This window comes from Promicromonospora thailandica (assembly GCF_024171955.1).
Classification (GTDB): domain Bacteria; phylum Actinomycetota; class Actinomycetes; order Actinomycetales; family Cellulomonadaceae; genus Promicromonospora; species Promicromonospora thailandica.
In genome coordinates this window covers 69,037-88,416 of the sequence record NZ_JAMTCS010000016.1, presented here as the reverse complement: position 1 = coordinate 88,416, position 19,380 = coordinate 69,037, and the positions used below count along the sequence as shown (strand labels likewise).

General features: G+C 72.4%; 18 protein-coding genes. 7 read left to right on the top strand and 11 right to left on the bottom strand.

Going from position 1 to position 19,380, the window contains the following annotated elements:
* Positions 1 to 68: 68 nt before the first annotated feature.
* Positions 69 to 731, bottom strand: coding sequence for a hydrolase (locus tag APR03_RS23090; RefSeq protein ID WP_253839587.1), 663 nt, complete (start codon positions 729 to 731; stop codon positions 69 to 71).
* Between the two features lie 88 nt (positions 732 to 819).
* On the opposite strand from APR03_RS23090, the gene APR03_RS23085 reads away from it, so the two are divergent.
* The 3 genes from APR03_RS23085 to APR03_RS23075 all read left to right on the top strand — a co-directional run bounded on the left by APR03_RS23085 (position 820) and on the right by APR03_RS23075 (position 2,882).
* Positions 820 to 1,833: a LysR substrate-binding domain-containing protein gene (locus APR03_RS23085; RefSeq protein WP_308216537.1), complete on the top strand. Its 1,014-nt coding sequence runs from the start codon at positions 820 to 822 to the stop codon at positions 1,831 to 1,833.
* Positions 1,834 to 1,982: 149 nt separating this feature from the next.
* Positions 1,983 to 2,471 carry a Dps family protein gene (locus APR03_RS23080; protein ID WP_253839583.1) on the top strand — a complete coding sequence of 163 codons (489 nt, stop codon included), beginning with the start codon at positions 1,983 to 1,985 and terminating at the stop codon, positions 2,469 to 2,471.
* A gap of 96 nt (positions 2,472 to 2,567) precedes the next feature.
* Positions 2,568 to 2,882, top strand: coding sequence for a P-loop NTPase family protein (locus APR03_RS23075; RefSeq protein ID WP_253839582.1), 315 nt, complete (start codon positions 2,568 to 2,570; stop codon positions 2,880 to 2,882).
* Here the strand turns inward: APR03_RS23075 and APR03_RS23070 are convergent.
* From APR03_RS23070 to APR03_RS23045, 6 genes are read right to left on the bottom strand one after another with little or no spacing between them, the layout of a single operon-like run.
* A complete protein-coding gene (locus tag APR03_RS23070; protein WP_253839581.1) occupies positions 2,861 to 4,438 on the bottom strand; it encodes an alpha-N-arabinofuranosidase in 1,578 nt (525 codons plus the stop codon). The two genes, APR03_RS23075 and APR03_RS23070, sit on opposite strands and share 22 nt — an antisense overlap.
* Positions 4,439 to 4,481: 43 nt before the next feature.
* Positions 4,482 to 6,560 (bottom strand): glycoside hydrolase family 31 protein, encoded by a 2,079-nt coding sequence (locus APR03_RS23065; RefSeq protein WP_253839580.1) that lies wholly within the window; start codon positions 6,558 to 6,560, stop codon positions 4,482 to 4,484.
* Positions 6,557 to 7,216, bottom strand: a complete 660-nt coding sequence (locus APR03_RS23060) for a YesL family protein (RefSeq protein ID WP_253839579.1) — start codon at positions 7,214 to 7,216, stop codon at positions 6,557 to 6,559. Before APR03_RS23060 ends, APR03_RS23065 begins: the two co-directional genes overlap by 4 nt.
* The gene (locus tag APR03_RS23055; protein ID WP_253839578.1) at positions 7,213 to 8,121 is read right to left on the bottom strand and encodes a carbohydrate ABC transporter permease; all 909 of its coding nucleotides are present in this window, start codon (positions 8,119 to 8,121) and stop codon (positions 7,213 to 7,215) included. Before APR03_RS23055 ends, APR03_RS23060 begins: the two co-directional genes overlap by 4 nt.
* 5 nt (positions 8,122 to 8,126) lie before the next feature.
* The gene (locus tag APR03_RS23050; protein ID WP_253839577.1) at positions 8,127 to 9,101 is read right to left on the bottom strand and encodes an ABC transporter permease; all 975 of its coding nucleotides are present in this window, start codon (positions 9,099 to 9,101) and stop codon (positions 8,127 to 8,129) included.
* A complete protein-coding gene (locus tag APR03_RS23045) occupies positions 9,098 to 10,693 on the bottom strand; it encodes a type 2 periplasmic-binding domain-containing protein (RefSeq protein ID WP_253839575.1) in 1,596 nt (531 codons plus the stop codon). The genes APR03_RS23050 and APR03_RS23045 overlap by 4 nt, the downstream gene beginning before the upstream one ends.
* A gap of 229 nt (positions 10,694 to 10,922) precedes the next feature.
* Between APR03_RS23045 and APR03_RS23040 the strand changes: the two genes are divergently transcribed.
* The gene (locus APR03_RS23040) at positions 10,923 to 13,199 is read left to right on the top strand and encodes an alpha-L-arabinofuranosidase family protein (protein ID WP_253839574.1); all 2,277 of its coding nucleotides are present in this window, start codon (positions 10,923 to 10,925) and stop codon (positions 13,197 to 13,199) included.
* 4 nt (positions 13,200 to 13,203) lie between these two features.
* Here the strand turns inward: APR03_RS23040 and APR03_RS23035 are convergent, their stop codons facing one another.
* Together APR03_RS23035 and APR03_RS23030 are read right to left on the bottom strand one after the other, a co-directional pair.
* Positions 13,204 to 14,247 (bottom strand): LacI family DNA-binding transcriptional regulator, encoded by a 1,044-nt coding sequence (locus APR03_RS23035; RefSeq protein WP_253839573.1) that lies wholly within the window; start codon positions 14,245 to 14,247, stop codon positions 13,204 to 13,206.
* Positions 14,244 to 15,254 (bottom strand): LacI family DNA-binding transcriptional regulator, encoded by a 1,011-nt coding sequence (locus APR03_RS23030; protein WP_253839572.1) that lies wholly within the window; start codon positions 15,252 to 15,254, stop codon positions 14,244 to 14,246. The genes APR03_RS23035 and APR03_RS23030 overlap by 4 nt, the downstream gene beginning before the upstream one ends.
* A gap of 77 nt (positions 15,255 to 15,331) precedes the next feature.
* Between APR03_RS23030 and APR03_RS23025 the strand changes: the two genes are divergently transcribed.
* The gene (locus tag APR03_RS23025; RefSeq protein ID WP_253839571.1) at positions 15,332 to 16,114 is read left to right on the top strand and encodes an SDR family NAD(P)-dependent oxidoreductase; all 783 of its coding nucleotides are present in this window, start codon (positions 15,332 to 15,334) and stop codon (positions 16,112 to 16,114) included.
* Positions 16,115 to 16,149: 35 nt separating this feature from the next.
* On the opposite strand, the gene APR03_RS23020 is transcribed toward APR03_RS23025, so the two are convergent.
* Together APR03_RS23020 and APR03_RS23015 are read right to left on the bottom strand one after the other, a co-directional pair.
* Positions 16,150 to 16,497 carry a nuclear transport factor 2 family protein gene (locus APR03_RS23020; RefSeq protein ID WP_253839570.1) on the bottom strand — a complete coding sequence of 116 codons (348 nt, stop codon included), beginning with the start codon at positions 16,495 to 16,497 and terminating at the stop codon, positions 16,150 to 16,152.
* Positions 16,498 to 16,517: 20 nt separating this feature from the next.
* The gene (locus APR03_RS23015; protein WP_253839569.1) at positions 16,518 to 17,318 is read right to left on the bottom strand and encodes an SDR family oxidoreductase; all 801 of its coding nucleotides are present in this window, start codon (positions 17,316 to 17,318) and stop codon (positions 16,518 to 16,520) included.
* A gap of 81 nt (positions 17,319 to 17,399) precedes the next feature.
* On the opposite strand from APR03_RS23015, the gene APR03_RS23010 reads away from it, so the two are divergent.
* The gene (locus APR03_RS23010; protein ID WP_253839567.1) at positions 17,400 to 18,203 is read left to right on the top strand and encodes a MerR family transcriptional regulator; all 804 of its coding nucleotides are present in this window, start codon (positions 17,400 to 17,402) and stop codon (positions 18,201 to 18,203) included.
* A 23-nt stretch (positions 18,204 to 18,226) separates the two neighbouring features.
* A complete protein-coding gene (locus tag APR03_RS23005) occupies positions 18,227 to 19,378 on the top strand; it encodes a DNA alkylation repair protein (protein ID WP_253839564.1) in 1,152 nt (383 codons plus the stop codon).
* The last annotated feature ends 2 nt before the right edge of the window (positions 19,379 to 19,380 follow it).

The window sequence follows — 19,380 nt, the reverse complement described above, 5'->3', positions numbered from 1 at the left end:
CGCGGTGAGCGGTGGGCCTGGCGCACGCCACCGGCGCCAGACCCACCTCGGCTCGAGGAGCTGCTCGGCTACGCCCCGGCGCCGCCGGCGGGCGGCGTGGCCAGCAGCTGCAGCTCCCACGCGAGCGCGGCGCCGGTGGCGCCGCCGTGCTCGAAGAGGATCGGCCCGAGCTGGTCGGCGGTCTCCTCGCGCGCCCAGTCGCGCTGCCACTCGCTGGACACGACCAGCCAGGTGACCGGGACCACGCCCGCGCGCTCCATCCGACGCACCGCCATGTCGTGCGCCTCGGTGCTGACCCCGCCGCTGGCGTCGGTGACGACGAAGACGTCGTACCCGTCGGCCAGCGCGTGGATCGCCGGCATGGCGACGCAGATCTCGGTCCACAGGCCCGCGATGATCAGCTGCTTGCGCCCGGTCCGCTCCACCGCCTCGACCACACGGCGGTCCTCCCAGGTGTTGATGGCGGTGCGGTTGATCGGCTTCTGGTCGGGGAACACGTCCTGGACCGCCTGGACGAGGTGCCCGCCTCGTTCCTCGACCACCGTGGTCAGGATCGTCGGCACGTCGAACACCGTGGCGAACTTGGCCAGGCCGACGGTGTTGTTGATGACCATGGTCGGCTCGTGGCTGTGCAGGTTGGCGACCTGGAAGGGCTGGTGGTCGATCAGCAGCAGCACGCTCTCCTCGGGGGTGATCAGAGCGTCGAGGCCGACCTTCGGGGTACGGGTCATGTCGCTTCCTCCGGTTGTGGGGTGACACGACGCTATGGCGGCGCTCCGGAGAGCGTCCAAGACTTGTCCTGGCGTCGGACGATAGGCTCTGTCTATCGATATCAGCCCACGCCTGCTGCGCTACTTCCTGGCCGTCGCCGAGGAGCTCCACTTCGGCCGCGCGGCCGCTCGTCTCTACATCTCGCAGCCGTCCCTGAGCCACCAGATCCGCAGGTTCGAGGACGCCCTCGGCACACCCTTGTTCGTGCGTTCCAGCCGCCGGGTGCGGCTCACCGCGGCAGGTCGGACGCTGCTCGAGGAGGCGCCCGCCGTGCTGACCGCGCTCGACCGGGCCCTGGCGAACACCCGGCTGGCCGGGACGGGAAGCGCGGGCACGATCCGGCTGGGCTACACGCCGGTGTCCGGCTTCGGCACGTTCGCCGTGCTCCTGGCCGCACTGCAGGAGGAACACCCCGACCTCACGGTCGACGCGCGGGAGATCTTCAGCGCCGAGATCCCCGAGCGGCTGTCCGCGGGCGAGCTCGACGTCGGCCTCGCCCTGGCCCCGCACTCCGTCGACGGCGTGCGCAGCGAGGTCCTGCGCCGAGAGGCGGTGTCCGCGCTCCTGTCGACCGGTCACCACCTCGCGGCGGCGCCGAAGATCCCGCTCGCGGAGCTGCGCGACGAGACCCTGCTGCTGTTCCCGCGCCGCCTCGCCCCGGCCTACTACGACGGCATCGTCGCCGCGTGCCAGGAGGTCGGCTTCTCACCGGCCGTCCGCGCGTTCGAGGCCCCGCCGGTCAACGCCATGCTCGCCCGGCTCTCCACGGGGCGCGAGGTCGGCCTGGCTCCCACCTCGTTCGCCGAGCACGCGGCAAACCTCGGCGACACCCTCACCGTCCGCGAGGTCGTGGACCCGCAGGCCGCGGCGGACCTGTCCGTGCTCTGGCCGGCCACCGGTGCCTCACCCGCGGTCGCGGGCGTCCTGGCCACGGCGCGACGCTGCGCCGAACGGCTGGGATGGCTCCGCGGCCCGATGGTGCGGCCCGGCTACCGGGCCGGTGCCGCCGGCGCGCCGTCGGCGACCAGATCCCGGCCGTGGAGCGTCCCGCCGATCCGATAGCTCTGGGGCGACTCCCCGACCTCGCGCTTGAAGGCATGGGAGAACGAGCTCGTCGTCCGGATCACACCCGAACAGCCCGCAAGCGCGGAATGAGCAGTCTCCACGAGTGTTGTAGAGGACGACCGAACATCACGACACCGGAGGAATCCATGAGCACCACGGACACCATTCCGACGACGGCGAGCGACCCCACGGCCGCCGCCGCGGTCGCCCAGCTCCTGTCGCCCGTCGTCCTGGGGCTGCAGGCACTCACGATCAACGGCAAGCAGGCGCACTGGCACGTGCGGGGCAGCAACTTCGTCGGGGTCCACGAGCTCCTCGACGACGTCGTGACGCATGCGGCCGACTTCGCGGACGCCGCCGCCGAGCGGATCGTCGCGCTCGGGCTGCCCGTGGACGCACGCCTCGGCACGGTGGCGCGGGCCGTACCCACCACGGCCGTCCCCGCCGGCTTCACCCGGTCGACAAAGATCATCGCCGCCGTGGTCGCCGAGATCGACGCGGTCCTGACGGACGTGCGCGCCGCGGTCGACGGCCTGGACACGATCGACCCGGCCAGCCAGGACGTCGCGATCGAGATCATCCGTGGCCTCGAGAAGGACCGCTGGTTCCTGCTCGCGCACGACACAGCCGACTGACCGCTCGCCAGCATTCCTCCCCCGCGACGGCTACCGTGTCCGAGATGGATGTTCGACGGCGCCTGCTGTCGTAGGTGCAGGACAGGAGGCTGGACGATGACGACGAACGACCGGTACCACGCTCTCAGGAGGTCCCTCGAACAGGACCCCGACCTCGACGTCACCGCCCGCGAGGGTGCGCTCTTCGTGCGTCAGACGAAGTTCGCGTACCTCGCGGGCGAGGCGCTCGCCGTCCGCCTGCCCAGCGGCCGTGCGGACGACCTGATCACGCGTGACATCGCCGTGCTTCTCCGGAGCGAGCCGGAGGCCGGGGCCAGCTGGGTGACCGTGTCGGACCCCGAGGACTGGCCCGAGCTCGCCTCGGAAGCCCACGAGCTCGCCGGTGGCCATCAGCCGGGAAACAGGTCCTGACGCCTGCCTGACATCGACGGAACCCCGATGCGAGCCGCGTCGATGTCGAGCTCGACCGTCAGGTACGAGTGCGCGGGCAGCTCCACCTCCAGCAGGGAACCGCGCACCCGGATCCCGTCATGGACGCTCGGCGCGACCGCCCCGGGGTCGGCCGCCGTGTTGTGCGCCGCCAGCCCCGGTGCGGTGAGGACTCGGGCCCGGTGACCCGTGATGTCCCGGCCCCGCAGGTCGAGCGTCACGGTGTGCGCGCCGGCCGCGTCGAGGTTCGACATCGACACCAGGGCGGAGTCGCCCCGCGTGGACGCCGACGCCGAGACGAGCCCCAGCGTCCGCCCGTCGACCTCCTTCTCCGGCGCGCCCTTGAGGTGCACGTCCAGCGCGGCGGCGTCGTGGTGGCCGCGGTTCATCTCGAACACGTGGTACGTGGGCGTGAGCACCAGCGCGCCGGACTCGGGGTCGGTGAGGATCATCGCCTGCAGCACGTTGACGGTCTGGGCGATGTTCGCCATGACGACCCGGTCGGCGTGGCGGTGGAACGCGTCGAAGTGCACGGAAGCCACGAGCGCGTCGCGGAGCGTGTTCTGCTGGTACAGGAAGCCGGGCTCGGTGCCCGGTTCGACGTCCCACCAGGTGCCCCACTCGTCGACGACGAGCCCGACCTTCTTCGCCGGGTCGTACCGGTCCATGACGGTCGAGTGCCGGGCGACGAGCTCTTCCATCCAGGACGCGCGGCTCAGGGCGAGGTACCACTCGTCGGTGCTGAACTCGGTCGCCTTCCCCTTCTCCGCCCACGACCCGGTCCGCGTGTAGTAGTGCAGGGACACCGCCTGGAACGGCGTGGCCGGGCGGTCGTCCTGGTCAAGCGGGTCGAAGGACCGCATCAGGGTCTCGGTCCAGTGATAGTCGTCCTCGTGCGCCCCGGCGGCGATCCGGTACACGCGGTTGTCGGCGTGGTCGCGCGTGTACGTGGCGTACTGGCGAGCCAACGACACGAACTGCTCGACGCGCAGGTTGCCCCCGCAGCCCCACGCCTCGTTCCCCAGGCCCCAGAACGGCACCTTCCAGGGCTCGTCCCGCCCGTTTGCCCGGCGCAGCGTGGCCATGGGCGAGTCGTCCGCCCGGGTCAGGTACTCGATCCAGTCGCTCATCTCACGCACCGAGCCCGAACCGATGTTGCCGCTGATGTAGGCGTCCGCGCCCAGCAGCTCGCACAGGTCCATGAACTCGTGGGTGCCGAACGAGTTGTCCTCGACGACGTCGCCCCAGTGCGAGTTCACCATGCGGGGCCGCTGGTCGCGCGGGCCGATCCCGTCCTCCCAGTGGTAGTCGTCGGCGAAGCACCCGCCGGGCCAGCGCAGGTTCGGGACGCCGATCGCGCGCAGCGCGTCGACGACGTCGCGCCGGATGCCCCGCACGTTCGGCACGTCGGAGTCCTCCCCGACCCAGAAGCCGCCGTAGATGCAGCGTCCCAGGTGCTCGGCGAAGTGTCCGTAGACGTGGCGGGAGATGGTCGGTCCGGGCAGGTCGAGGTTGACGACGGCGGTGATCGTGGCCATGGGTTCTCCTGGTGGTCGGGGGTCGCGAGAAAGAGGAGGGTGCTCAGGCCACGAGGTGGCCCTGCAGATCGGACAATGCGCCGTCCCGCGTGAAGACCGGCACGAGGTGCCGCGGGGCGTCCGCCTCGACCCACTGCCCGCCCGCGTGCACGGCACCCGTGTGCAGGTCGGTCCAGCGCGCCCCGGCCGGCAGGTAGACGGCGCGCGACGTCGCCCCCGGCTCGGTCACGGGCGCGACCAGTACGTCCGGGCCGTGCATGAACTGGTCCCCCACGTCCCAGGCCTGCGGGTCGTCCGGGAAGTTGTGGAACAGGCCCCGCATCACGGGCTGCCCGTCCTCGTGCGCGGCGCGCATGACGTCGCGCGTGTAGTCGCGCAGGCGCTCGCGGAACCGGACGTACCGGGCGAGGATCTCGTAGTTCTCCGGGCCGAAGCTCCACAGCTCGTTCCCCGAGCCGGACGGGAGGCGGCGGCTGCCGTCCGCCGCCACGACGGGCACCTGCGGGGCTCGGTCGCCGTGCATGCGCATCACCGGCATGAACGCGCCCATCTGGAACCAGCGCACCAGGAGCTCCTGGAACGCCGGGTCGTCGGTGCGGCCGCCGCCGAACCCGCCGATGTCCGTCGTGAACCACGGCACGCCCGCCACGCCCACGTGGATGCCCGCGGTGATCTGCCGGCGCATCGCCGTCCAGGAGGAGTGGATGTCGCCGGACCACAGGAGCGCCCCGTAGCGCTGGCTGCCCGCCCACGCGCACCGCACGAGGTTGACGATCTCGGTCTCGCCGTCGCCCTGCTGGCCCTCGAAGACGGCGCGGGAGAACGTCTGCGGGTAGATGTTGGTCACCGCGAGCGCCGGTCCGGCGTCGTACCGGTAGGCGCCGAAGTCGTACTGGCCGAACTCGGGCTCGGCCTCGTCGAGCCAGAACGTGCGGATGCCGTGCCGCCCGTACCCGGTGCGGAGCTTGTCCCAGAGGTAGGCGCGCGCCCGCGGGTTGGTCGTGTCGACGAACCGGCTGGGGCCCTCGAACCACATCTGCACGTCGATGCCCTGGTTGGTGGCCACGAGCAGGCCCTGGCGGGACATCTCGTCGAAGTTCTCGGACGTGAGCGCCACCTGGGGCCAGACGCTGACCATGAGCTCGACGCCCAGGTCACGCAGCTCGGCGACCATCGCGGCGGGGTCGGGCCAGAACTCGTCGTCGAACCGGAAGTCGCCCATCCGGGGCCAGTGGAAGAAGTCGGCGACGATGACGTCCAGCGGCAGGTCACGGCGCCGGTGCTCGCGCGCGACATCGAGCAGCTCCTCCTGGGACGAGTACCGCAGCTTGCACTGCCAGTAGCCGAGACCGCGCTCCGGCATCACGGGGGCATGGCCGGTGGCGTCGGCGTACGCGCGGCTGATCTGCGCCGGGGTGTCGCCTGCCGTGACCCAGTAGTCGATCTGGGGTGCCGACTCGGCCGTCCACTCGGTGCCGTTGCGGCCGAAGGTCGCGCGCCCGACGGCGGGCGTGTGCCAGAGCATCCCGTACCCGGCGCTGGAGACGACGAACGGAACGCTGGCCTGGGAGTTGCGGTGGGCGAGCTCGAGCGTGCAGCCCTTGAGGTCGATGTGGTCCTGCTGGTACAGGCCCATCCCGACGAGCTTCTCGTCGGCGGGGCTCTCCAGGGAGACCGATGTCCGCCAGCCGCCGGCGGGGTGCGCGTCGTACTGGCGGGCGCGCAGGGCGAGGGCGCCGCCGGACTCGCGCTCGGCCAGGAGCTCCCGGCCGTCGGCGTCCTGGAAGCTGACGTGGCACCGGAACCGGCGCTGGCCGCCCTGCCAGTGGTAGTGGTCGTGCGCGGTGAGGACGACGCGCAGGCGCCCGTTGACCAGGGTGGCGACGTCGCCGTCGAGCTCGACGCGGGCGCTCTCCGCCTCCGGGGCGGGCAGCAGGGCCCAGTCGGTGTCGACGACCTCCCCCTGCGCGGACCGGACGCGCGCACTGTCGGCCCCCCACGGCTCGACGACGAGCGTCTCGCCGCCGCCGCGCCACGTCAGCCGGGTGCCGTCGACGTGCCACGGCGAGGCGGCGTCGGGCGGCGGGCCGGTGGTGGCAGGCGGCGTGGTCGTCGTGGTCATACGGTGCTCTCCTTCATGCGGTCGGGCGAGGGTGCGGACGCGGGCGCGGGCAGGATGCCGCTGCGCCGCAGGCAGTACGTGGTCGCGAGCGCGGGCGCGGCCACGCCGAGCACCGGGACAAGGCCCGGCACGAGGTAGTAGGCGGCGAGGATCGCGCCGCCGGCGGACGCCGTGACCAGTGCGGTCACCGGGCGCGCCAGGACAAGCGTGGCCGCGCGGCGTAGGTGCGGGAGCGCCGCCTCGTCGTAGTGCGCGGCCAGCGGCCAGACCAGCGCGGTGGCCACGGCGAGGAAGGCCGCCGCGAACCACAGCAGGCTCCCGGCCGCGCCGGCCAGGCCGCTGCCCGCCCCCGCGAGCGCCTGGCGCTCGGCCAGGAGCACCGCCCAGAGCACGGTCAGCGCGTAGCCGAGCACGTTCGCGCCGCGCAGGTTGGCCCGCCAGGCGGCGTCGAACTCCGCCCGGAGGCCGCGCCGCTCGGTCACGTCGTCGCTCATGAGGTCGTGCCGCAGCACCTCGTGCACGGCCGCCGTCGCCGGGAAGACGCCGAGGACGACGCCGCCGCGCAGCGTGTGCAGCAGCCAGAGCAGGTGAAGCTTCAGCAGGCGCCAGCCCCAGGTGCCGACGTGGGTGTGCAGGGTGACGAGCCGGTCGATCATCCCTTCACCGACCCGATCATGACGCCCTTCTCGAAGTACTTCTGCAGGAAGGGGTACAGGAGAAGCACCGGCAGCGTGGAGACGATGATGACGCCGTACTTGATCTGGTCGGCGAAGTCCTGGCCGTAGGCGCCGCCGGAGCCTCCCGCCCCGCCGGCCCCGCCGGCGAACGCCTGGTTGGACAGCAGGATGTCGCGCAGCACGATCTGCAGCGGCTGGAGCTCGTAGTCGCGGACGAAGATGAGGCCCGTGAAGAAGTCGTTCCAGTGCTGCACGAGGTAGTAGAGCGCGATCACCGAGAGGATCGCCTTGGACAGCGGGAGCGCGATGTTCAGGAAGTACCGGAAGTAGTCGACTCCGTCGAGGGTCGCGGCCTCGAAGAGCTCTTCCGGCAGTGCGTTCTCGAAGAACGCCCGCGCGATGATGAGGTTGTACACGTTCAGGGCGGTCGGCAGGATGAACACCAGCCAGTTGTCCAGCAGCCCGATATCGCGGTACAGCAGGTACTGCGGGATGAGGCCGCCGCTGAAGAACATCGTGAACGCGAAGAACAGCATGAGCACGCGGCGGGGCCGGAACTCGCGACGCGACAGGGCGAAGGCCGCGGGCATGGTCACGACCATGTTGAGCGCGGTGCCGACCACCGTGTAGACGACGGTGTTGCGGTAGCCCGTCCAGATCCGGTCGTCGGCGAAGATCTGCTCGTAGCCGAACAGGCTCATGTTCTGCGGGAGGAACGTCACCTGGCCGGTGGCCACGAGACGGGGCTCGCTGATCGAGGCGATCGCCACGAACCAGAGCGGGTAGATCGTCACGAACAGGATGACGGCGCAGACGATCGCGAGGACCACCGAGAAGGCGATGTCGCCGGGTGTGCGGGCGCGGAGCGCGGACAGTCGTGTCATGGGCCTCACCACAGGCTCGTGTCGGCGAACTTCTTGGCCAACCAGTTCGTGACGACCAGGAAGAGGAAGTTGATGACGGTGTTGAACAACCCGATCGCCGTCCCGAGGCTGAACTGGTTGCCGAGGATGCCGATCCGGTAGGTGTACGTCGCGATCACCTCGCTCACCGGCAGGTTGAGCGCGTTCTGCATCAGCCAGACCTTCTCGAAGCCGGTCGAGAGCACGCCGCCCATGGTGAGGATGAAGAGGATGATCATCGTCGGCACCAGGGCAGGGATGTCGACGTGCCGGATCAGGTGCAGGCGGTTGGCCCCGTCGATCCGGGCCGCCTCGTAGAGCTGCGTGTCCACCGAGGCGAGCGCGGCGAGGTAGATGATCGAGTTCCAGCCGCAGTGCTGCCACACCTCGGAGATCACGTAGACCGGGACGAAGAGGTCGGGGTCGCCGAGCAGGTCGAGGTCGAGGCCCGCCCCGCTGAACAGGCGCGTGACGGTGCCGTTCGAGGGGTTGAGCAGCACCTGGAGCATGCCGACCACGACGACGATCGAGATGAAGTGCGGCAGGTAGGTCGCCGTCTGCATGAAGCGCTTGCGCGTCGCGTTGACGATCTGGTTGATGACCAGCGCGAGGGCGATCGGCGCGAGGAACCCGACGACGAGGGTCGCGATGCTGATGGTCAGCGTGTTGCGCAGCACCGTGCCGAACATCGGGCTGCTGAAGAACACCTCGAAGTACTTCAGCCCGACCCACTCGCCGCCGGTGAGCCCCGCCTGGAAGTCGAACTCCCGGAAGGCGAGCTGGATGCCGTACATCGGCACGTACGCGAACACCGCGGTGAACGCGATCGCCGGCAGCAGCAGTACCCACAGCTGCCAGTAGCGCCCGAGGTGCCGCCAGAGGCGCGCGCCCGAGCCGGGCGGCGCGCCGCGACCGGATGTCGCGGCGCCCGCCGGCTCGGTCCGCTCTCGCAGGAGCGTCATGACCGGCTCGCCTGGTACTCGTCGTAGTAGCGCTGGTAGATCTCGACGTTCTGCGGCAGGCCCGCGCCCTCGAGCTGCGCCACGTAGTCGTCCCACTCCTCCTCGACGCCACCCTCGGTGACCCACCGGCCGAACGCCGTCATCGCGAGGTTGAGCACCGTGGTGTCGTTGAGCGTGATGGTGCTCTGGTCCTCGGTGGAGATGTTCACGTACTTGAAGGGGTAGATGTCGGTGTCGGGGTCGACGTTCCCGAGCGCCTCGCGCAGCGGCTCCGACTGCTCGACGGCTTCGGCGAGGTCGGCCGGCGGCTCGACGTCGACGTCGTCACGGATCCAGTGCGGGCCGGCATCGGCGAGCGTCGTCGTCCACTTCCAGGTCGACGGGTCGCTCTTCTCGTCGGCGGGCGGCAGCACCGTGTACCCGTCACCGTCGCGCTCCACGTTCTCGCCCAGGTCGCCCCAGAGCACCTGGACGGAGATCTCCGGGTCGTAGAAGGCGTCGATCACCGCGAGCGCCCCGTCCTTGTCCGCGGTGCCCGCCGACATGACGATGTGGTTGGGGCTGAAGTTCTCGGTGTCGTAGTTCCAGGTGACCGGCGTCGACTGCCCGGCCTCCGCCTCGAGGGGCGCCATCGAGGTGTACTGGTCGGCGAGCTGCGCGCCGAACCGGTCGGACGCCGTCCAGCCCCAGCTGAAGCCGACCTTCGCGACGTCGCCGTCGCCGCGGCCGACCGACTGGAAGGCCGAGTAGTCCTGGGTCATCACCTGCTTGCTGATGAGCCCGGCCTCGTACGCGCGGTGCGTGAACTCGATCACCTGGCGGTACCGGTCGTCGACGAGGAAGTTGAGCACCGTGCCGTCCTCGACGACGTACCCCTGGCCGCCGCCGTAGGTGGTCGGCAGGCCGAGCCCGCCCAGCAGCATGGTGGGCTGGCCGGCCGCGAAGCCCGCGGGGTCGATCGGGTTCCAGTCCCAGGGGATCTCGTCGTCCGGGTCGCCGTCGCCGTTCGCGTCCTGCTCCTTGAAGGCGACGAGCACGTCGAAGAGCTCGTCCCAGGTGGTCGGCATCTCGAGGCCGAGGGTGTCCAGCCAGTCCTGGTTGATGTACTGGCGCGAGATGGTCTCGGGCCAGTAGCGGCGGTAGCTCGGCAGCGCGTAGACCTCGCCGGTCGACCGTGTGGCCATGGCCGACAGCTCGGCGTGCGAGTCGAGCATGCCCTGCACGTTGGGCAGGGCGTCCATGTCGTCGGACAGGTCCTCGAACAGGGACGAGTAGGTGGCGAGGTCGGCGTTGGTGATCGCGTTCCCGCCGACGATGAGGTCGGGCACCTCGCCCGCGGCGAGCATCGTGGCCTTCTTCTGGCTCCAGTCGGCCGAGACCTCCTCCCAGCGGATCGTCACGCCGGCCTTCTCCTCGAGCTCCTTCACCCAGGCCATGTCGGCCATCGGGCCGGTCAGGCCGTGCTTGACGACGAGGATGTCGATCGTGCCGTCCGCCGTGTTCTTGCCACCGCCGCCTCCGCCGGTGCAGCCGGCGAGGAGGAGCGCTCCGGTCGCCAGCACGAAGCCGACGAGGCGTGTCCTGCTCTTCATTGAGACCTCCGGATGTCGTGCTCGTGAAACCTCTCGGCCGGGCGGGTCGTCGGTGACCCGCCGTCGTCGTGCCCGAGCGCCACCGATGATCGCGGACGTGGTTCAGCGTTGTCAATGGTTGTCGACGAGGACGTGACAACGCTGTACGTTGGCCTGCGACAACCCGGCGACGGCGCGAGGGAGCGGCACGCCGGGGCGGCCCGAGGCCCCCGAGGAAGGGTGCGAACCGATGACCACCAGCCCGAACGACGTCGCGATCCACGTGCAGCAGCCCACCGGGACCCGGGTGAGCCAGGACCTGTGGGGCCTGTTCCTCGAGGACATCAACTACGCCCTGGACGGCGGGCTCAACGCCGACCTCGTCCGCAACGGCGACTTCGAGGCCACGCCCGCCGACCGGCCCGGCTGGGGCCCGCTGACCGGCTGGGAGACCACGGACGGCGTCCGGGTGCGCAGCGACCGGCCCGTCTCTGCCGCCAACGCCACCTATGTCCGCCTCCCCGCGGGGTCACGGCTGACCAACCGGGGCTACGACCCCGCGGGCATGCTCGTGCGCGAGGGCACCTCCCGGCTCCGGCTCGCCGTCCGCCGCGCGACGCTGTCGGCCGCCTCGCACGCATCCCTCACCACCGCCGACGGCGGCGTCCTCGCCCGGGTCGAGATCCCCGTCGCCGACGACGACTGGCGCTGGGTCGAGGTGGACCTGACCAGCGCCGCGACCACCCGCGCCGCGCTGACCCTCGAGGTCAGCGAGGGCGCCGTCGACGTCGACCTGGTCGAGCTGCGCCCCGTCGACCCGCAGGGCCGCGCCCGCCTGTTCCGCCCCGACCTCGTCGAGACGCTGCGGGCGCTGCGCCCGGCCTTCGTCCGCTTCCCCGGCGGCTGCGTGGCCCACGGCTACGGCCTCGACAACATCTACCACTGGAAGCGCACCATCGGGCCCCGCGAGCACCGGGTGCCCATGCCCAACACGTGGGGCTACCACCAGTCGATGGCGATCGGGTACCACGAGTACTTCCTGCTCTGCGAGGAGCTCGGCGCCACACCGATGCCCGTCGTGGCCGCGGGCGTGTGCTGCCAGAACGTGCCCGGCGGGCCGCAGGCCATCCCGCAGCAGCGCATGCCCCAGTACGTCCAGGACGTGCTCGACCTCGTCGAGTACGCCAACGGCGGACCCGAGACCCGCTGGGGCGCCGTCCGGGCCGCCGCCGGCCACCCCGAACCGTTCGGGCTGCGCTACCTGGGCCTCGGCAACGAGGACGTCGTCGACGCGCAGTTCGCCGACCGCTTCGGGCAGCTCTTCGAGGCCGTGCGGAAGGCGTACCCGGACGTCACCGTCATCGGCACGCTCGGCCCTAAACCCTACGGCCCGGACTACGACGCCGGGTGGGAGCTGGCCCGCCGCCTCGCGGTGCCGATGGTCGACGAGCACAGCTACCGCTCGCCGCGGTGGCTCCTGCAGCACCTGGACCGCTTCAACCACTACGACCGGTCCGGGCCCGCCGTCTACCTCGGCGAGTGGGCCGCCCACACCTCCACGATGCGCTCGGCGCTCGCCGAGGCCGCGTACATGACCGCCGTCGAACGGAACTCGGACGTGGTGCGCCTGTCGTCGTACGCGCCGCTGCTCGCGCGCGTCGGCAGCACCCAGTGGCTGCCCGACCTCGTCTACTTCACCGACGACGAGGTGCGGCCGAGCCCGAGCTACCACGTGCAGCGGATGATGGCGCAGGTGCGCGGCGAGCAGGTGCTCGGCTGCGCGGTCTCGGGGCACACCGACCGGCCGCAGGCGCCGCCGGCGATGCAGCGGGTCACGTTCCGCTCCCCCGGCGCGACGACCCGGTTCACCGCGATCCGGGTGGGCGGCACGGCGCACCCGGACCAGCTCGTGGGGCCCGAGGACACGGTGACGCTGGCGGCCGACGGCAGCGAGCTCGAGCTCGTCGCCACCCGGACCGACGGCGCCGAGGGCTTCGTCGTCGGGTTCAGCGGGGCGGTCGGCGAGACCGTGCACGAGTTCCAGGTCGGGGGTTGGCGCAACGAGTCGCTCATCCTGGCCCGGCGCGACGACGGCATCGGCAACGAGGTCGACGGGCCGCACCCGTTCGGGGGCGTCCGCACCGACGAGCCCCTGCACGTCCGCGTCACGGTGGACGGCGCGCGCATCCGGGTGTGGCTCGACGACGCGCTCGTCCACGACCACGAGGACGACCTGTGCCCCTGGCCCGACCTCGTGGCCGGTGCCACGAGCGGGCGCGACGGCGGAACCCACGTCACGCTCGTCAGCCTCGCCGACGAGGACCGGACCGCGCACCTCGTGGTCGACGGCGCGTCCGGCACCGGGCCGGTCGTCGTCACGACGCTGGCCGGCGGCGCCCCCGACGTCGGGCGCCCGTTCGAGGCCTCGCCGGTCGAACCCGTCGCGACCGCGGCGGAGCTCACCGACGGCCGCGCCGCGATCCCGGTCCCTGCCTGGTCGCTGGTCACCGTCCGCGTGGGGGCCTGACGCCTCAGGACGCCGGTCCGGACGACCTCCGGATCATCAGCTCGGCCCCCGTCCGCACGGAGCGCGCCGGCCCGTCGTACCCGTCGAGCCGGTCGACGAGCATGCGGACGGCGGCCGAGGCCATCCCCTCCGGGTCCGGGCTCACCGAGGTCAGCGGCGGGCTGGCGAACTCGCTCTCGTCCGTGTTGTCGAAGCCGGTGACGGCGACGTCCTCGGGGACCCGGCGGCCGTGGGAGCGCAGTGCCCGCACGACACCGACCGCCGTCGCGTCGTTCGCGCACACCGCGGCGTCGAACTCGACACCGGTCCGCAGCAGCCCGACCATGGCTTCGTACCCGGACTCGCGCCGGTCCCAGTCGGAGCCGACGGCGAACAGCGCCGGGTCGGGGTCGATCCCCCGCTCGGCGAGGGCGTCGACCACCCCGGCGTAGCGCCCGCTCTCGGTGCTCAGGCCGTTCCAGATGATCGCGAGACGACGTCGGCCCGTGTCCAGCAGGTGGCGGGTGACGGCGTTGGCCCCGGCGTACTCCCCCATGATCACGCAGTCCAGGGAGTCGGTGGCCGGGCCGCCCACCTGGACGACCGGCCGGTCGAGCGCCCGGCCGCCGAGCGCCGCCGCCCGGAAGTGGGCCGGGCAGATGACGACACCGTCGGCGTCGCGGGTGGACGACCCGATGACGGCCGCCAGCTCCGCGTGCACGTCACCCGCGATGCGCAGCGTCGTGGTGAGGCCCTCGTCCTCGAGCGCGAGGATGAGGCGCTCCGCCATCTCGGCGAAGTACGGCTGGAAGAGGTTGGGCACCACCACCGCGATGCGGCCGGTACGGCCCGACGCCAGCCCCCGGCCTGCGTGGTTCGGTCGGTAGCCCACGGTGTCGGCGGCGGCCCGCACCGTGGCGCGGGTGGCTGCCGAGACGTTCGGCCGGTCGAGCATGACGTTGGAGACGGTCTTCGCCGAGACGCCGGCGAGCCGCGCGACGTCCTCCAGGGTGGGGCGGCGGTTCGTCTCCCTGGTCGCTGCGTCCCCGTTCACGGCCTCGCTGTTCACGGCATCCCCATCGTCGACTCACGGCGCACCAGCGTGACCGGCACCGTGGCCTGCCGGGCCGCGGCCGGCGCGCCGCCGCGCACCCGGTCCATGAGCAGCTCGAGGGCAGCGCGCGCCAGACCCGCGGGCGACGGGTCGATCGTGGTCAGCGTCGGCGTGGAGAACTGGCCGTCGGCCAGGTTGTCGTACCCGATGATCGCCACGTCGTCCGGCACGGCCACGCCGCGCTCGACCAGGCAGGACAGCGCGCCGATCGCCACCTCGTCGTTCACGCACAGCAGGGCGTCGAGATCGGGGCGCACCTCGAGCGCGGCCGCCGCCGCGCGGGCGCCCGCGCGGCGGTCGCCGACGCCGCCCAGCGAGACCCGGGGCACGGCGCCCGCCTCGATGCCCACCGCCGAGAGGGCGGCACGGAGCGCCGCGGACAAATTCTCCCGGTCGGTCTCCGTGCGGGCGCGGTCGGGCCCCAGCAGCACGGGCCGGGTCCGGCCCATCACCCCGAGGTGCCGGGCCACGAGTCCGGCGGCCTCGACGACGTCCTCGTCGACGCGGTCGACCGGCGCCTGCCAGCTGCCGCCCTGGATCACGACCACGGGCTGCTGCGCCTGGTCCCACATGACCGGTTCGAGGTCCTCGGGGTCGATGAGCAGCACGCCGTCGTACAGGTGGCCGCGCTCCCCCAGCACCTCCGAGATGCGCCGCGGCCGACGGTGCGTGGGCTCGACCGTCGCCGTGAGGCCCAGCCGCTCGGCCTCGTGGACGAGCGCCTCGACGAGCATCGCCAGGTACGGGCGGCGCAGCTCGGCCACGACGATGCCGATCGTGCCCGTGCGGCCGGTGCGGAGGTTGCGGGCGCTCGGGTTGGGCACCCAGCCCAGCTCGGCGATGGCCGCCTCGACCCGTGCCATGGTCTCGGGGCGGATGTGGGGTTCCCGGTTGACTACCCGTGAGACGGTCTTCAGCGACACCCCGGCCCGGGTCGCCACTTCCTTCATGGTGGCGGGCATGGTCCAACTGTAAGCGGCGCGAGGCCGGCCGGTGGCACGTCCGGCCGGCTGGTGCCTACCGAACCTCAGGAGAACGTATGCGCACGACCGACCTGCCCTCCCGCGGAGTCCTCGTCACGGGCTCGTCCCGCGGCATCGGCCGCGCGATCGCGCTGGCCTTCGCCGAGCGCGGCGACCGTGTCGCCGTGCACTACGCGCACGGCCGGGCCGACGCCGAGCAGACCCTCGCCGCGCTGCCCGACACCGGCCACGTGCTGGTGCAGGCCGACCTGGGCGACCCGACGGCCGCGGCCGCGCTGGTCGACGACGCCGTCGCGAGTCTGGGAGGGATCTCCGTGCTCGTGAACAACGCCGCGACGGCGCCAGACCCGCAGAACGTCCACACCGTCCAGGACACATCCTTCGAGGACTGGGCTGCCGCGTGGGACACGATGGTGCGGGTCAACCTGCTCGGCACCGCCCACGCGAGCTGGGCGGCGGCCCGGCACCTCGTCGCGGCTGGGGCGGGCGGCGCGATCGTCAACGTCGGCTCGCGCGGAGCGTTCCGCGGCGAGCCCGACTACCCGGCGTACGGCGCGACCAAGGCCGCCGTGCACGCGCTCGGCCAGTCGGTGGCCCTCGCGCTGGCCCCGCACGACATCGCCGTCGCCTCGGTGGCGCCCGGCTTCGTGGCCACCGACCGCCAGGCCGCCAAGCTCGCGGGCGACCAGGGCGACGACCTGCGCGCGCAGAGCCCCTTCGGGCGGGTCGGCAGCCCGGAGGAGGTCGCCGCCGCCGTCGTGTACCTGGCCTCCCCCGAGGCGCGGTGGTCGTCCGGGGCGGTGCTGGACGTCAACGGGGCGTCGTACCTGCACACCTGACCTGGCTCCGGGCGGTGCAGGTGGCACGCCAGGGCTCAGGGCGCGATCACGAGCTCGGTGACCAGCGCGTCGCGCAGCACGTAGCGGTAGTGCAGGTCGACGGTGCCGCCCGGGAAGTCGCCCTCCAGGTGGTGGGTGGCGGTCCAGCGGCCCGGTGCGTCCTGACGGACGGCGGTGAGCTCGCTCGTGTACGAGAACTCGCTCGACGCTCGCGCGAGCCAGACACGGATCTGCTCGGTCCCGCGGTAGGTGCGGCCATCGTCGGTGACGACGGCGTCGTCGGCGTAGCACGCGAGCTCACGCTCGATGTCGCGCGCCGCGTGCGCGCCGAGGTGCTCGACGAGCACGGCGGGCAGCTGGGGGCTGGTGGTGTGAGCGGACATGGTTGTGCCTTTCGTGAGGGTCAGAGGGTGCGGACGGTGCCGCCGTCGATCGTGTGCTCGGCGCCGGTGATCGCAGAGGAGCGCTCGCTGACCAGGAACGCGACCAGCTCGGCGACCTCGGCCGGCTCGGCGGGGCGGCCGAGCGGGATGCCGCCGAGGGAGCCCATGATCTGGTCGAGCGCGGCCGCACGGCTGATGCCCTGGCCCGCCGAGAGCCTGTCGACCAGGCCCTCGGCGCTCTCGGTGCGGATGAACCCGGGCGAGACCACGTTGACCCGGACGCCGCGCGGGCCGACCTCGGTCGCCAGGCCCTTGCTGTAGGTGGTCAGGGCTGCCTTCGCCGCCGCGTACCCGAGCGTCGCCTCGTACAGCGGCATGCGGCGCTGGATCGAGGAGACGTGTACCACGGCGCCGCGGCCCGCCGCGACCATGCCCGGCAGCAGAGCCCGGTCGAGCCGCACGGCGGCGAGCAGGTTGATGGTCAGCTCGTCGGTCCAGTCCTGCTCCGTGAGCGTGGCGAACCCGCCCGACGGCGACGACGAGCCCCCCAGCGAGTGCACGAGCACGTCCAGGCCGCCCAGATGGCGCTCGACGTGCTCGACGACGCGCGCGACGCCGTCCGTGGTGGTGAGGTCGGCGGCCACGAAGGACTCGGGGGCGGGGTGCGCGTCGGGTGCTGTGCGGGCGACGGCGAGCACCGTCGCTCCTGCGGCGCGCAGGCGGGCCATGATCGCGGCGCCCGTGCCCTTGCTGGCGCCGGTGACGAGGGCTCGGCGTCCGTCGAGCCGGTCGGTCAAAGGGGTGGTATCCGGAGGGTGCATACCGTCCACGCTCGGGTCTCCCCCAGGGAGAAGGTCAACCGCCGTCGAGCCTCCCCCAGGGAGAGGGTGCACAGTGGTGGCGTGACCCGCGGCCTGACCATCGGCGAGTTCGCCGAGCTGACCCACCTCAGCGTGCGCACGCTGCGCCGCTACCACGAGTCCGGTCTGCTGGAGCCGGACCACGTCGACCCGTTCAGCGGGTACCGCTACTACACCAGCACGCAGATCCCGACGGCACAGGTGATCCACCGGCTGCGCGAGCTCGACGTCCCGCTCGCGCAGGTCCGCGAGATCCTGGCCGCGCCCGACGCCGACGAGCGCGGCACGCTGGTCACCGCCCACCTGCGCCGGCTCGAGGCCGAGCTGGACCGCACCCGGGCCGCCGTCGTCTCGCTGCGCCGGCTGCTGCGCCCGGACGCGCCGTTCGACGTCGCGCTGCGCACCGAGCCGGCCCGCGCGGTCGCCGCCGTGGCGGGCGTCGTTGCGGCGCACGAGGTGCTGGACTGGTACGCGGACGCGATGGCCGAGCTCGACGCCGCCGTCACCGGGCACGAGCGGCTCGGCCCGCCGGGTGGACACTACGCGAACGCGCTGTTCCGCGACGGGACGGGCGAGGTGCTCGTCTACCGGCCCGTGGCCGACCCGCCCGACACCGGCCGCGTGCACCGGCTCGAGCTGCCCGCCGCCGAGGTCGCCGCCGTCGTGCACCACGGCCCGCACGACGACATCGACGTCACCTACGGCCGGCTCGGCGCCTGGGTCGTGGACCACGCGCTGGCCGTCGACGGCCCGGTGCAGGAGACCTACCTCGTGGCGCCGTCGGACATCCCTGACCCCGCCGCCTGGCGCACCGAGCTGGCCTGGCCGGTCTTCCGGCTGGCCTGAACATCTTTCAAGGAGAGTCCCACATGCCGTTCGCCGACGAGATGATCGGTACCAGCACCGTCGCGCACCTGGTGGCGTCGGTCGCCTCCGCCCTGCCCGGGGCGCCCCTGACCGTGCTGCGCGGCGCGTCCGCCCGCATCGCGGGCCTCGCCCTGCGGGAACGCGTCGACCTGCTGGAGGGCGCCCTGCTGACCGACGTCCCCGGGCGCTACCCGGGCCTGGCCGAGGCGGTGCGGGCGGCGCTGGACGGCCCGGTGCCGCTGCACGGCTGGGCGGTGTGGCCCGTGTCGACGGCGGTCGCGGCTGCAGCGGTCGAGGACGGCACGCCCGCGACGTTCGACGACGCCGTGGTGCTGCTGGAACGGCTGACCGGAGTGCTGACGTCGGAGTTCGCGATCCGCACCCTGATCAACCACGACCCGGACCGCGCGCTCGCCGCGGCGCTGGCCTGGACGGCCTCGCCCGACGAGCATGTGCGCCGACTCGCCTCCGAGGGCACCCGGCCCTACCTGCCGTGGGCGATCCGCGTGCCGGCCCTGAGCGCCCGCGGCGACGCGACCCTCCCGGTGCTCGACGCCCTCTACCGCGACCCGAGCGAGTACGTGCGCCGCTCCGTGGCCAACCATCTCAACGACCTCAGCCGGGACCACCCTGGGCTCGTGGTCCGCACCGCGGCGCGCTGGCTCGCCGACCCCGCGCCCGACGGCAGCACGCCGCGCCTCGTACGCCACGCGCTGCGCACCCTCGTCAAGAAGGGCGACCCGGGGGCGCTCGCGCTGCTCGGCTACGCCTCCCCCGCGGCGCTGACGATCGACGGGCCCCACCTGGACCGCACCGTCGTCGAGACCGGCGGCACCGTCGAGCTGCGCGCGCTGCTGCGCAACGACGGCGAGGCCGCCGTCCGCCTGCTGGTCGACTACGTGGTGCACCACCGCAAGGCCAACGGCACCCAGACGCCCAAGACCTTCAAGCTCACGACCGTCACGCTCGAGCCCGGGCAGAGCACCGAGGTGCGGCGGGCGCACTCGTTCCGCGAGATCACGACGCGTCGGTACCACCCGGGGGCGCATGCCGTGGCGCTGCAGGTCAACGGGGTGCTGACCGAGGCGGTCGCGTTCGAGGTCGTCGGGCGGGAAGCGGTGGCGGCCGGTGAGCCACGCGCCAGGACGGCCTGACC

What these genes read in the sequence shown, in the direction of transcription:
- APR03_RS23090 (WP_253839587.1), bottom strand. Translation starts at nt 731, where the DNA reads ATGACCCGTACCCCGAAGGTCGGCCTCGACGCTCTGATCACCCCCGAG.
- APR03_RS23080 (WP_253839583.1), top strand. Translation starts at nt 1,983, where the DNA reads ATGAGCACCACGGACACCATTCCGACGACGGCGAGCGACCCCACGGCC.
- APR03_RS23075 (WP_253839582.1), top strand. Translation starts at nt 2,568, where the DNA reads ATGACGACGAACGACCGGTACCACGCTCTCAGGAGGTCCCTCGAACAG.
- APR03_RS23070 (WP_253839581.1), bottom strand. Translation starts at nt 4,438, where the DNA reads ATGGCCACGATCACCGCCGTCGTCAACCTCGACCTGCCCGGACCGACC.
- APR03_RS23065 (WP_253839580.1), bottom strand. Translation starts at nt 6,560, where the DNA reads ATGACCACGACGACCACGCCGCCTGCCACCACCGGCCCGCCGCCCGAC.
- APR03_RS23060 (WP_253839579.1), bottom strand. Translation starts at nt 7,216, where the DNA reads ATGATCGACCGGCTCGTCACCCTGCACACCCACGTCGGCACCTGGGGC.
- APR03_RS23055 (WP_253839578.1), bottom strand. Translation starts at nt 8,121, where the DNA reads ATGACACGACTGTCCGCGCTCCGCGCCCGCACACCCGGCGACATCGCC.
- APR03_RS23050 (WP_253839577.1), bottom strand. Translation starts at nt 9,101, where the DNA reads ATGACGCTCCTGCGAGAGCGGACCGAGCCGGCGGGCGCCGCGACATCC.
- APR03_RS23045 (WP_253839575.1), bottom strand. Translation starts at nt 10,693, where the DNA reads ATGAAGAGCAGGACACGCCTCGTCGGCTTCGTGCTGGCGACCGGAGCG.
- APR03_RS23040 (WP_253839574.1), top strand. Translation starts at nt 10,923, where the DNA reads ATGACCACCAGCCCGAACGACGTCGCGATCCACGTGCAGCAGCCCACC.
- APR03_RS23030 (WP_253839572.1), bottom strand. Translation starts at nt 15,254, where the DNA reads ATGCCCGCCACCATGAAGGAAGTGGCGACCCGGGCCGGGGTGTCGCTG.
- APR03_RS23025 (WP_253839571.1), top strand. Translation starts at nt 15,332, where the DNA reads ATGCGCACGACCGACCTGCCCTCCCGCGGAGTCCTCGTCACGGGCTCG.
- APR03_RS23020 (WP_253839570.1), bottom strand. Translation starts at nt 16,497, where the DNA reads ATGTCCGCTCACACCACCAGCCCCCAGCTGCCCGCCGTGCTCGTCGAG.
- APR03_RS23015 (WP_253839569.1), bottom strand. Translation starts at nt 17,318, where the DNA reads ATGCACCCTCCGGATACCACCCCTTTGACCGACCGGCTCGACGGACGC.
- APR03_RS23005 (WP_253839564.1), top strand. Translation starts at nt 18,227, where the DNA reads ATGCCGTTCGCCGACGAGATGATCGGTACCAGCACCGTCGCGCACCTG.